The sequence below is a fragment of the Tessaracoccus lapidicaptus genome, from assembly GCF_001693815.1.
Taxonomy (GTDB): Bacteria; Actinomycetota; Actinomycetes; order Propionibacteriales; family Propionibacteriaceae; genus Arachnia; species Arachnia lapidicapta.
In genome coordinates this window covers 218,286-230,487 of the sequence record NZ_MBQD01000020.1, presented here as the reverse complement: position 1 = coordinate 230,487, position 12,202 = coordinate 218,286, and the positions used below count along the sequence as shown (strand labels likewise).

At 70.8% G+C, this 12,202-nt stretch carries 6 protein-coding genes; all 6 read right to left on the bottom strand.

Annotated elements, in window-relative coordinates; translation table 11 throughout:
- Positions 1 to 9: 9 nt before the first annotated feature.
- The 6 genes from BCR15_RS06350 to gltB all read right to left on the bottom strand — a co-directional run bounded on the left by BCR15_RS06350 (position 10) and on the right by gltB (position 12,133).
- Positions 10 to 579 (bottom strand): hypothetical protein, encoded by a 570-nt coding sequence (locus tag BCR15_RS06350; RefSeq protein ID WP_078919570.1) that lies wholly within the window; start codon positions 577 to 579, stop codon positions 10 to 12.
- Positions 576 to 4,121, bottom strand: a complete 3,546-nt coding sequence (gene dnaE, locus BCR15_RS06345) for a DNA polymerase III subunit alpha (RefSeq protein WP_068751344.1) — start codon at positions 4,119 to 4,121, stop codon at positions 576 to 578. Before dnaE ends, BCR15_RS06350 begins: the two co-directional genes overlap by 4 nt.
- A gap of 91 nt (positions 4,122 to 4,212) precedes the next feature.
- A complete protein-coding gene (locus BCR15_RS06340) occupies positions 4,213 to 5,745 on the bottom strand; it encodes an aspartate-alanine antiporter-like transporter (protein ID WP_068751483.1) in 1,533 nt (510 codons plus the stop codon).
- 81 nt (positions 5,746 to 5,826) lie between these two features.
- Positions 5,827 to 6,117, bottom strand: a complete 291-nt coding sequence (locus BCR15_RS06335; protein WP_068751343.1) for a putative quinol monooxygenase — start codon at positions 6,115 to 6,117, stop codon at positions 5,827 to 5,829.
- A gap of 27 nt (positions 6,118 to 6,144) precedes the next feature.
- On the bottom strand, positions 6,145 to 7,611 hold the full coding sequence (locus tag BCR15_RS06330) for a glutamate synthase subunit beta (protein WP_068751342.1): 1,467 nt from the start codon (positions 7,609 to 7,611) through the stop codon (positions 6,145 to 6,147).
- Positions 7,604 to 12,133 carry a glutamate synthase large subunit gene (gene gltB, locus BCR15_RS06325; protein WP_068751341.1) on the bottom strand — a complete coding sequence of 1,510 codons (4,530 nt, stop codon included), beginning with the start codon at positions 12,131 to 12,133 and terminating at the stop codon, positions 7,604 to 7,606. The genes BCR15_RS06330 and gltB overlap by 8 nt, the downstream gene beginning before the upstream one ends.
- Positions 12,134 to 12,202 lie beyond the last annotated feature (69 nt).

The window sequence follows — 12,202 nt, the reverse complement described above, 5'->3', positions numbered from 1 at the left end:
GGGCCAAGTCTAGTCGGAGGAGTCCCGGGGGGCGTCGCCGCGGTCCACGCGCGGTTCCGGCCAGAAGGCCGCCAGCAGCATGATGGGCGTGATCGCGGCGAACGGGGCCACCAGGAGCGCCGACGCAGAGCGCAGCGCGAGGTCGACGTGGACGACGTCGCCCGCCTCCGCGCGGGCCAGGCGCTCGACGAACCCGCCCTCGGTCACGAGCAGCCCCACCCGCCAGGTCACCACCGCGGCGGCCAGCGACGCCAGCAGCGGCGCGACGATGACGACCCAGCCCTTGCGGTACAGCGACAGCCACCCCAGCACGCCCAAGACGAGGCCGACCGCACCGGTGATGAAGGTGTAGGCGACGTCCGTGACGACGATCGAGGTGTTGCCGCGTTCCGTGATGGTGGCCGTCATGTCGTCGCCGACGACGTAGCTCGGCAGCGGTGTCGCCCAGCTCCACAGCAGGCCGCCGACCACACCGAGGACGACGGCCACGAGCACGTTGGCCACGACGCGCCAGGCGGTGACGCCCCAGAGTTCCGCCAGCTGCCGCTGGCGGGTGACCACGAGCACATCGTCGCTCACGACTGATCCCTCCCCACGCCCACGCAGCTGGGGCCCAGCACGGCCTTGAGGTCCGCGAACAGCGCCGACGTCAGCTCGACGCGGAAGCCGTCGCCCAGCCGGAACGTCTTGACCTTGTCGCCGGTGCGCAGCTGCAGGTGCACCTCAGCCGCCCCCGGGTACTGGGCCAGGATCTCCTTGATGCGGTTGACCACGCCGGGCGTGCAGCGCACGGCCGGGAGTGTGAGGGCCAGCGGCCCGACGGCGCCCTCGGCGCTCATGTGGGGGGCGATGACGTTCTGCGCACGCATGCGCCCGCGGTCCTCGCCGGACTCGGCCACACCGTCGACCGCGACGATGGTGTCGGGCGCCAGGTGCTGCGCGACCTGGTCGTAGACGCGCGGGAAGACGGTCACCTCGATGGAGCTGGTGAGGTCCTCGAGCACCACCTGCGCCCAGATGTTGCCGGCCTTGTTGACCCGCCGGTTGACCGACGTGATGAGGCCGCAGAGCTTCGTGGGGCCGCGGTAGCCGTCGCCGGCCGCGACGGCGGCGATGGGCCGGTCGCTGTTGGTCTGCAGCACGTGCTCCAGCCCGTTGAGCGGGTGGTCCGAGACGTAGAGGCCGAGCATCTCGCGTTCGAACGCCAGGCGGGTGCGGCGGTCCCACTCGTCGACGTCCGGGACCTGCCCGTGCGCGGCCGACGACGCGGTGTCGCCGTCGCCCACGTCGAAGCCGAAGTCGAATCCGTCCTGGCCGTTCTCGGCGTTGCGCTTGACGTCGATGATCTGGTCGACGGCGCTCTCGAATACGCCCATGAGGGCGCGGCGGGTGTGGCCGAGCTCGTCGAACGCGCCCGCCTTGATCAGCGACTCGATGACGCGCTTGTTGCACATCAGCAGCGGCGCCTTGTCGAGGAAGTCGTGGAAGTCGGTGGCGGGGCCGAGCTTCTTGCGCTCCTCCACCCACGCCGTGACGACCTTGTCGCCCACGTTGCGCACGGCGCCCAGGCCGAAGCGGATGTGCTCGCCGACGGGGGTGAACATGACCTCGGAGGAGTTCACGTCCGGCGGCAGCACCGCGATCCCCATGTGGCGGCATTCGGCGAGATACATCGCCGACTTGTCCTTGTCGTCGCGCACCGACTGCAGCAGCGCGGCCATGTACTCGACCGGGTAGTTGGCCTTGAGGTAGGCCGTCCAGTAGGAGATGACTCCGTAGGCGGCGGTGTGGGCCTTGTTGAACGCGTAGTCGGAGAAGGGGACGAGGATCTCCCACAGCGCCTTGATCGCGCCGTCGGAGTAGCCGTTCGCCTTCATGCCCTCGGAGAAGGGCACGAACTCGGCGTCGAGCACCTCCTTCTTCTTTTTGCCCATGGCGCGGCGCAGCAGGTCCGCCTTGCCCAGGGAGTAGCCGGCCACCCGCTGGGCGATCTGCTGGACCTGCTCCTGGTAGACGATGAGCCCGTAGGTGGTCGACAGGATGTCCTCGAGCGGCTCGGCCAGCTCCGGGTGGATCGGCACGATCTCCTGCAGCCCGGTCTTGCGCAGCGCGTAGTTCGTGTGGGACTGCGCGCCCATCGGCCCCGGCCGGTACAGCGCGAGGGCGGCGGAGATGTCCTCGAAGTTGTCCGGCTGCATCTGGCGCAGCAGCGTGCGCATGCCGCCGCCGTCGAGTTGGAAGATGCCGAGGGTCTCCCCGCTGGCCAGGAGCTCGTAGGAGGCCTTGTCCGTCATGTCGTCGACGAGGGTGTCGAGGTCGAGGTCGAAGCCGCGGTTGAGTTTGATGTTGCGCACCGCGTCGTCGAGGACCGTGAGGTTGCGCAGCCCCAGGAAGTCCATCTTGATCAGGCCCAGCGACTCGCAGCCCGGGTAGTCGAACTGGGTGATGATGGCGCCGTCGGCCTCGCGCTTCATCAGGGGGATGATGTCGATGAGCGGGTCCGAGCTCATGATCACGCCGGCCGCGTGGACGCCCCACTGGCGCTTGAGTCCCTCCAAGCCCTTGGCGGTGTCGACGACGGTGCGCACGTCGGGCGACGACTGGTACAGCTCGCGGAACTCGTTGCCTTCGGCGTAGCGCTTGTGCGACTCGTTGAACAGCTCCGCCAGCGGCACGCCCTTGCCCATGACGTCGGCCGGCATGGCCTTGGTGATCTGCTCGCCGATCGCGAACGGCATGTCGAGGACGCGGGCGGCGTCCTTGACGGCGGCCTTGGCCTTGATGGAGCCGTAGGTGATGATCTGGGCGACCTTGTCCGAGCCGTACTTGTCGCTGACGTAGGCGATGACCTCGGCGCGGCGGCGGTCGTCGAAATCGATGTCGAAGTCCGGCATGGAGACGCGCTCGGGGTTGAGGAACCGCTCGAACAGGAGGCCGTGCTGCAGCGGGCACAGATCCGTGATCCGCAGCGCGTACGCGCAGATCGATCCCGCGCCCGAGCCGCGGCCCGGGCCCACCCGGATCCCGTTCTTCTTGGCCCAGTTGATGAAGTCCGCGACGACCAGGAAGTAGCCGGTGAAGCCCATCGACGCGATGATGGACGTCTCGAACTCGGCGCGCTGGCGCACCTCGTCGGTGATGTTGCCTCGGTAGCGCTCGTGGAGGCCCCGCTCGACCTCCTTGTGGAACCACGTGTCCTCGGTCTCGCCCTCGGGCACGGGATACTTCGGCATGTAGGTACCCATGCCCTCGTCGAACGAGGTCTCGATGCGCTCGGCGATCGCCAGGGTGTTGTCGCAGGCCTCGGGCAGGTCGCGGAACAGCGCCCGCATCTCCTCGGCGGACTTGAGGTAGTAGCCGTTCCCGTCGAAGCGGAAACGGTCCTGCTGCGCCTTGCGCGAGCCGGCGGAGACGCACAGCAGCGTGTCGTGCGCGTCGGCGTCGTCGGCGTGCACGTAGTGCAGGTCGTTGGTGGCCACGAGGGGCAGCTGCAGGTCCTTGGCCAGGCGCAGCAGGTCGTGGCGCACGCGGGTCTCGATGTCCAGGCCGTGGTCCATGAGCTCGACGTAGAAGTTCTCCGCGCCGAAGATGTCCCGGAACTCGGCGGCGGCCGCCCGCGCGTTGTCGTACTGCCCGAGCCGCAGGAACGTCTGGACCTCCCCCGAGGGGCAGCCCGTGGTGGCGATGAGGCCCTTGCCGTAGAGGTTCAGCAGCTCCCGGTCCGCGCGCGGCTTGTAGAAGAACCCCTCCAACGACGAGCGGGTGCTCAGCCGGAACAGGTTGTGCATGCCCTCGGGGTTGGCCGCCCACATGGTCATGTGGGTGTAGGCGCCCTTGGAGGCGACGTCGTCGCCCGTGCCGTCGCCGAACTGGACCCGCTTGCGCTCCGAGCGGTGCGTGCGCGGCGTGAGGTACGCCTCGAGCCCGATGATCGGCTTGACGTCATAGTTCTTGCTGGTCTTGTAGAACTCGTAGGCGCCGTAGAGGTTGCCGTGGTCCGTGATCGCCAGCGCGGGCATCCCCATGCGCTCGGCGTTGGCGAACAGGTCCTTGACCCGGGCCGCCCCGTCGAGCATCGAGAACTCGGTGTGGGCGTGGAGGTGAACGAAACTGTCCGCCATGTAAACCAGTGCCCTCCATCCCTCAGACCGCGCGACGCGACCCCACCTTACCCGCCGCCGCCCGGGCTCACGGACAGCGACCCGGTGCGCCTCAGCCGACGGCGCCCATCACCTGCACCGCGACGATCTTGGCGATGATCCCCAGCGCGAACAGGGCGGCGTAGCCGGCGTCCACGCGGGAGTCGCTGACCCGCGACGTCGCGAAGGCGAGGATCGCCGGCTGGCCCACGTAACCCGCGAAACCGCCCGCGGCCCGGGGCGCGCTGAGCCCCAGCGCCCGGGCGCCCGCGAGGAACGCGGCCGCCGACGCCAGCACGATCGCGGCGGCCAGCAGGCCGGCGCGCAGCCCCGTCGCGGTGAGGGCCTGCTCGGCGAACTTGGGCCCCGACGACAGTCCGACGGTGGCGAGGAACAGGAGCGGCCCGACCTGCCGGATCGTCAGGTTCACCGTCAGCGGCATCGCCCAGATGAGCGGGCCCGTGCGGTGGATCGCGCCGAGCGCCATGCCCACCACCAGCGGCCCGGCCGCAGAGCCGAGCGAGAACGCCGCACCGCCGGGCAGCGGCACCGCGACGGCGCCGACGAGCAGCCCCAGCACGAGGCCCAGGCCGAGGGCCAGCGCGTCGACCTCCGAGACGCGGCGCTCGGAGTTGCCCAGCAGCGCCGACAGGTCGTCGAGTTCCTCCTGCGGCGCCACGGCCAGCACGCGGTCCCCCAGCTGCAACACCAGGTCGTCGCGGGCAAGGAGGTCTGCGTCGCCGCGCCGCACGCGCGTGATGACGGCGCCGTGTCGCCCGGGAAGGTTCAACTGCGCCACGGTGCGGCCGGCCACGGCCGGCGAGGACACGACGAAGCGCGTGAAGTCGACGGCGCCGCGGTCGTCGGTCAGCTCCCGGCTGAGCCGGTGGCCCAGGTGCGCCGTCGCCGCCTCGACCGCCGACGGCGCACCGACCACGAGGACCTGGTCGCCCGCCTGGAGGTCCTCCCCCGGGGCGAGGACGCGGGTGCGCCCGTCGCGGACGAGGTAGCTCATCTTGATCGCCTCGTCGCTCCAGCCCGGGACCGCGCGCGGGGACGTCGCCCGCTCGACGTGTACGGACTCCGCGACGATGCCGTCGGCCGAGGCCGGCGTGGGATCGGCGCGCCCGGGCCAGGACCGCGACACGACCAGCGCGACCACGACGATCGCGAGCACGACACCCACGGGGTACCCCAGGGCATAGCCGACGGCGGCGTCGGGGCTCCCGGTCGCGGCGGTGGCCGCGGCCAGCGCCGGCGTCGAGGTGAGCGCGCCGGCCAGGAGGCCGGCGACCATCCCGGTGCCCAGCCCCAGCCAGGACCCGACGAGGCCGGCCAGCGCCGCGACCGCGGCGACCGTGGCCACGCCGAGGACCATGAGGGGCAGCTGGCGCCGGAGGTCGGCGAAGAACGTCTCCCCCGCGGCCACCCCGACCGTGTAGACGAACAGCGCGAGGCCCAGCGTCGACACCAGGGCGAGTCCGTCGCCGAGGGCGGGGCTGACCGCGCCGAGCGCGAGGCCCACGAACAGCGCGCCCGCCGCGCCGAAGCGCAGCGGCCCGAACGGGATGACGCCCACGGCGGCACCGAGGGTGACCACCAGCATGATCGTCAGCAGCGGCGACGAGGCCAGCAGGTCCAGCACGATATCCTCCCCCGCCGGGCCGGCGCCCGGGCAGTCAGCAGGCTACTCGGCCTCGGTCAGCCAGGTGAGCTGGGATCCGTCCTCGACGATGTGGTGCCCGAGGGCGGCGTTGAACTCGCGCCCGTACTCGGCCGTGATGTGGGCGCGGAACGCGTCGTCGTCGCGGTACTGCTCGAACACGAACCAGCGCCGGGGGTCGTCCTCGCGCGTGAACGGGAGGAACGCGATGTTGCCGGGCTCCCGGCGCACCTTCTCGGTGAGTCCGGCCATGAGGTGCGCCACGCGTTCCTCATGGCCGGGCAGCGCGGTGAACTCCGCGAAGAGGGTCTTCATGCGCGCACTCTAGACCCGCCCGCGGCGTCACACCAGGAGCTGGCGCACCTCCGGCCCGATGGGCCGCGGCAGCTTCGAGGTGCCGCTCAGGTACTCGTCGACGCCCTGCGCGCAGGAACGCCCCTCGGCGATGGCCCAGACGATGAGCGACTGCCCGCGCCCGGCGTCGCCGCAGGCGAAGACGCCGGGGACGTTGGTGGCGTAGTGGTCGTCGCGCTGGATGTTGCCGCGGGGGTCCAGCTCGAGCCCCAGCTCCTCGACCATCCCGGTCCGCTCGGGGCCGGCGAAGCCCATGGCCAGGAGCACCAGCTGCGCCGGGATGTGGCGCTCGGTGCCGGGAACCGGCTCGAAGCGGCCGCCCTCGAAGCGCACCTCGCAGATGTCCAGGCCGGCGACGCGTCCCTGGTCGTCCTCCACGAAGCGGGTGGTCGACACGGCGTAGACCCGGTCGCCGCCCTCCTCGTGCGCGGAGGTGATCTTGAAGGTCATGGGGTACGTCGGCCAGGGCTGGTGGCCGGGCCGCTGCTCCGGCGGCATCGGCATGATCTCCAGCTGCGTGATGGAGCGTGCGCCCTGCCGGATGGAGGTGCCCAGGCAGTCGGCGCCGGTGTCGCCGCCGCCGATGATGACGACGTCCTTGCCCTCGGCGGTGATCTGGCCCTCCACCTCCTGCCCCAGCGCCACGCGGTTGGCCTGCGGGAGGAACTCCATGGCCTGGTGGATGCCGGCCAGCTCGCGGCCGGGGACGGGCAGGTCGCGCGCGACGGTGGAGCCGATGGCCACCACGACGGCCTCGTACTGATCGAGGAGGTCCTGGCCCGTGACGTCGACGCCGACCTCGACGCCGGTCTTGAACTGGGTGCCCTCCAGCACCATCTGCTTGAGGCGGCGGTTCAGGACGGCCTTCTCCATCTTGAACTCGGGGATGCCGTACCGCAGCAGGCCGCCGATGGCGTCGGCCCGCTCGTACACCACCACCGTGTGCCCCGCGCGGGTGAGCTGCTGGGCCGCGGCGAGCCCCGCCGGCCCCGACCCGACGACCGCGACCGTCTTGGCCGTGTGCCACTCGGGCTGCTGCGGGACGACGCGCGAGTCGTCCCACGCCTTGTCGATGATGGCCACCTCGACGTTCTTGATGGTCACCGGGTCACGGTTGATCCCGACGACGCACGAGGTCTCGCACGGCGCCGGGCACAGCCGGCCGGTGAACTCCGGGAAGTTGTTGGTGGCGTGCAGCCGGTCCAGCGCCGAATGCCACTCGTCGCGCCACACGAGGTCGTTCCACTCGGGGATGAGGTTGCCGAGCGGGCAGCCGTTGTGGCAGAACGGGATGCCGCAGTCCATGCAGCGCCCCGCCTGCTCCGAGATGATCGGCAGGAGGGCCCGACCCGGCGTGCCCGGGTAGACCTCTTTCCAGTCGTGGATGCGCTCCTCGACGGGCCGCCTGGGCGCGACGCGTCGCGGCGTGGTCATGAACCCCTTCGGATCAGCCATGAGCGGCCTCCATCATCAGCTTGGTGGTGTCCTCTTCGGTGAGCCCGTCGGCGACGGACCGGGCCTTGACGGCCATGATGCGGGCGAAGTCGCGCGGCTCGATCTTCGTGAACCGCAGCTTCAGGTCGGCGTCGCCGAGCTGCAGGAGGCCGTCGGCCACCAGCGAGCCCGTCTCGTCGCGGTGCTCGGCGAGCAGCTCGCGGACGCGGGCGACGTCGGCATCGGTGAGCTCGACGGGGTCGACGAGCTCACTGTTGAGACGCAGCGGGTTGAGGTCGAGGACCCACGCCACACCGCCCGACATGCCGGCGGCGAAGTTGCGGCCCGTGGGACCGATGACGAGCACCTCGCCGCCGGTCATGTACTCGCAGCCGTGGTCGCCCACGCCCTCGACGACGGCGGTCGCGCCCGAGTTGCGCACGCAGAACCGCTCGCCCACGACACCGCGGAGGAACAGCTGGCCCGACGTCGCGCCGTACGCGATGACGTTGCCGGCCACGATCTGCTCGGCCGGGTCGAAGCTGACCTCCTGCGGCGGGGTGACGACGATGCGGCCGCCGGAGAGGCCCTTGCCCACGTAGTCGTTCGAGTCGCCGATGAGCCGCAGCGTGACCCCGCGGGGCAGGAACGCGCCGAAGCTCTGGCCGCCGGTGCCGGTCAGCGTGAACTCGATGGTGCCGGGCGCCAGGCCGAGCCCCTCGGTGGCCTTCGTCACCTCATGGCCGAGCATGGTGCCGACGGTGCGGTCGACGTTGCGCACCGGCAACGACTGCCGCACGCGCTCGCCGCGGGTCAGCGCCGGCTCCGCCAGGCGGATCAGCTCGACGTCCAGCTTGCCGGACAGGCCGTGGTCCTGCGTGGTCGTGCGGTGCAGGGCGGTGCCCTCGGGCACGTCGATGGCTGCCAGGACGGGGCTGAGGTCGAGGCCCTGGGTCTTCCAGTGCCCGACCGCCTCGCTGACGTCCAGCAGGTCGACGCGGCCGACGGCCTCCTCGATGGAGCGCAGCCCCAGCTGGGCCAGCAGTTCGCGCACCTCCGCCGCCATGAACATGAAGAAGTTGACCACGTGGTCCGGGTCGCCGTGGAACTTGCCGCGCAGCTCCGGGTTCTGGGTCGCGACGCCCACGGGGCACGTGTCCTTGTGGCACACCCGCATCATGATGCAGCCCGACACCACCAGCGGCGCCGTGGCGAAGCCGAACTCCTCGGCGCCCAGCAGCGCGGCGATGAGGACGTCGCGGCCGGTCTTGAGCTGGCCGTCGCACTGCACGACGATGCGGTCGCGCAGCCCGTTGAGCAGCAGCGTCTGCTGCGTCTCGGCCAGGCCCAGCTCCCAGGGGGCGCCGGCGTGCTTGATCGACGTCAGGGGCGCCGCGCCGGTGCCGCCGTCGTGGCCCGAGATGAGCACGACGTCGGCTTTGGCCTTGCTGACGCCGGCCGCGACGGTGCCGACCCCGATCTCGGAGACGAGCTTCACGTGGACCCGCGCCGACGGGTTGGCGCACTTGAGGTCGTGGATGAGCTGCTTGAGGTCCTCGATCGAGTAGATGTCGTGGTGCGGCGGGGGCGAGATGAGGCCCACGCCCGGCGTCGAGTGCCGGGTCTTGGCGACCCACGGGTACACCTTCGGGCCGGGCAGCTGTCCGCCCTCGCCCGGCTTGGCGCCCTGGGCCATCTTGATCTGGATGTCGTCGGCGTACGTGAGGTACTCCGAGGTCACGCCGAAGCGGCCCGACGCCACCTGCTTGATGGCGGAGCGGCGCGCGGGATCGTGCAGCCGCTCCGGGTCCTCGCCGCCCTCGCCGGTGTTCGACTTGCCGCCGATGCGGTTCATGGCCACGGCGAGCGTCTGGTGGGCCTCCATCGAGATGGAGCCGTAGCTCATCGCGCCGGTGGAGAACCGCTTGACGATGCTCTCGACCGACTCGACCTCCTCGATGGGGATCGGGGTGGCGTCACGGAACCGCATGAGCGAGCGCAGCGTCATGATGCGCTCGGAGTTGTCGTTGACGAGCGCGGTGTAGCGCTTGAAGGCCTCGTAGTCGCCGTTCGCGGTCGAGTACTGGAGGCGGAACACGGACTCCGGGTCGAACAGGTGCGGCTCACCCTCGCGGCGCCACTGGTACTCGCCGCCGACCAGCAGGTTGCGGTGCGCCAGCGGGATGCCGTCGGTGGGGTACGCCAGCTGGTGGCGGGCCCGGGTCTCGGCGGCCAGCTCCTCGAGGCCGAGACCGCCCAGCCGGCTGGTGGTGCCGGTGAAGTAGCGGTCGACCACGTCCTGGCTGAGGCCGACGCACTCGAAGATCTGCGCGCCCGTGTACGAGGCCACGGTGGAGACGCCCATCTTGCTCATCACCTTGAGCACGCCCTTGGACAGCGCCTTGGCGACGTTGGCGATGGCCTTCTCCGGCGTGACGTCGACGTACATCTCGCGGCGGGCGAGGTCCTCGGCGGACTCGAACACCAGGTACGGGTTGACCGCCGCCGCGCCGTAGCCGATGAGCAGCGCCATGTGGTGCACCTCGCGCACGTCGCCGGCCTCGACGACGAGCCCGACCTGCGTGCGGGTCTTCTCGCGGACCAGGTGGTGATGGACGGCGGCGGTGAGCAGGAGCGACGGGATGGGCGCGAGCTCGGCGGTGGAGTGCCGGTCGGACAGGACGATGGCGCGCGCGCCGCCACGGATGGCCGCGGACACCTCCTGGCAGATCTCGTCGATCTTCTTCTCCAGCGCCCGGCCGCCCCCGGCGACCTTGTAGAGGCCGCGCACGACGTGCGTGCCGAAGCCGGGGAGGTCGCCCTCGCGGTTGAGTCGCACGATCTTGGCCAGCTGCTCGGAGTCGAGGATCGGCCGGCTCATCGTGATGACCCGGGCCGACTCGGGCGTGGGCTCGAGGAGGTTGCGCTCGGGGCCGATCTGCGCGGTCAGCGACGTGACGAGCTCCTCGCGGATGGCGTCGAGCGGCGGGTTCGTGACCTGCGCGAACAGCTGCTTGAAGTAGTCGAAGATCAGCCGGGGGCGGCTGCTCAGCACCGCGACCGGCGAGTCGGTGCCCATGGACCCGATCGGCTCGGTGCCCGCGTTGGCCATCGGCGCGACGATGAGGCGCAACTCCTCCTCGGTGTACCCGAAGACCTGCTGGCGGCGGATGACGGAGGCGTGCGAGTGGACGATGTGCGTGCGGCTGGGCAGCTGGTCGAGCTCGATCTTGTTGTCGGCGACCCACTGCTCGTAGGGATGCTGGTCGGCCAGGGAGCCCTTGACGTCCTCGTCGGAGAGGATGCGGTGCTGCTCGAGGTCCAGCAGCAGCATTCGGCCAGGCTGCAGGCGGCCCTTCCGGACGACGTCGCCGGCCTCGATCGGCAGGACGCCCGCCTCGGACGCGAACACGACCAGGCCGTCGGCGGTCTCCCAGAAGCGCCCCGGCCGCAGCCCGTTGCGGTCCAGGCAGCCGCCGATGATGGACCCGTCGGTGAAGGTCATACACGCGGGCCCGTCCCAGGGCTCCATGATCATCGAGTGGTACTCGTAGAAGGCGCGACGCTTCGGGTCCATCTCGGCGTGGCCCTCCCACGCCTCGGGGATCATCATGAGCACGGCGTGCGGCAGCGACCGGCCGCCGAGGTGCAGCAGCTCGAGCACCTCGTCGAAGGACGCGGAGTCCGAGCCTTCGGGAGTGCAGATGGGGAACAGCGCCTCGAGGTTGCCGGGGAACTTGTCCGACGTGAGCAGCGCCTCGCGGGCCCGCATCCAGTTGCGGTTGCCGCGCACGGTGTTGATCTCGCCGTTGTGGGCGATCATGCGGTAGGGGTGCGCCAGCTCCCACGCCGGGAAGGTGTTGGTGGAGAAGCGCGAGTGCACCAGCGCGAGCGCGGACTCGATGCGCTCGTCGTGCAGCTCGGGGAACACCTCCTCCAGCTGCTGGGTGGTGAGCATGCCCTTGTACACCAGGGTCCGCGCCGACAGCGACGCGAAGTAGACGCCCGCCTCGTGCTGCGCGCGGCGGCGCAGCACGTAGGTGTACCGGTCGAGGTCGATGCCCGACTGCCCGGAGCGTCCGGCGACGACGAGCTGCTCGAAGTGCGGCATGGCCCCGATGGAGATCGGCGACAGCGTGGCGGTCTCGACGGGCACCTCGCGCCAGGCGAGGACGTCGAGTTCGATGTCGTCGGCGATGACCTCGATCGCGGCCTTGACCTCGGCGCGGCGGGCCGCGTCGGTCGGCAGGAACGCCAGGCCGACCGCGTACTCGCCGTGGTCGGGCAGCCGCACGCCGACGACGTCGCGCAGGAAGCGGTCCGGGATCTGGATGAGGATGCCGGCGCCGTCGCCGGCCGCCTCGTCGGCGCCCGTGGCGCCACGGTGGTCGAGGTTGCGCAGGGCCTCGAGGCCCTGTTCGACGATCTGGTGACGCGGCACGCCGTCGAGGTGGGCGACGAAGGCGACACCACAGGCGTCGTGCTCGTAGGCCGGATCGTAGAGACCGACCTTGTCGCGGTGCGGGAACACGCTCTGAGCCATCTGCTGGGTCCTCCTCATGTCACGGGCATGCCGCGGCCGGGCCGTGGCGAGGAAACACTAAGCGGCGCC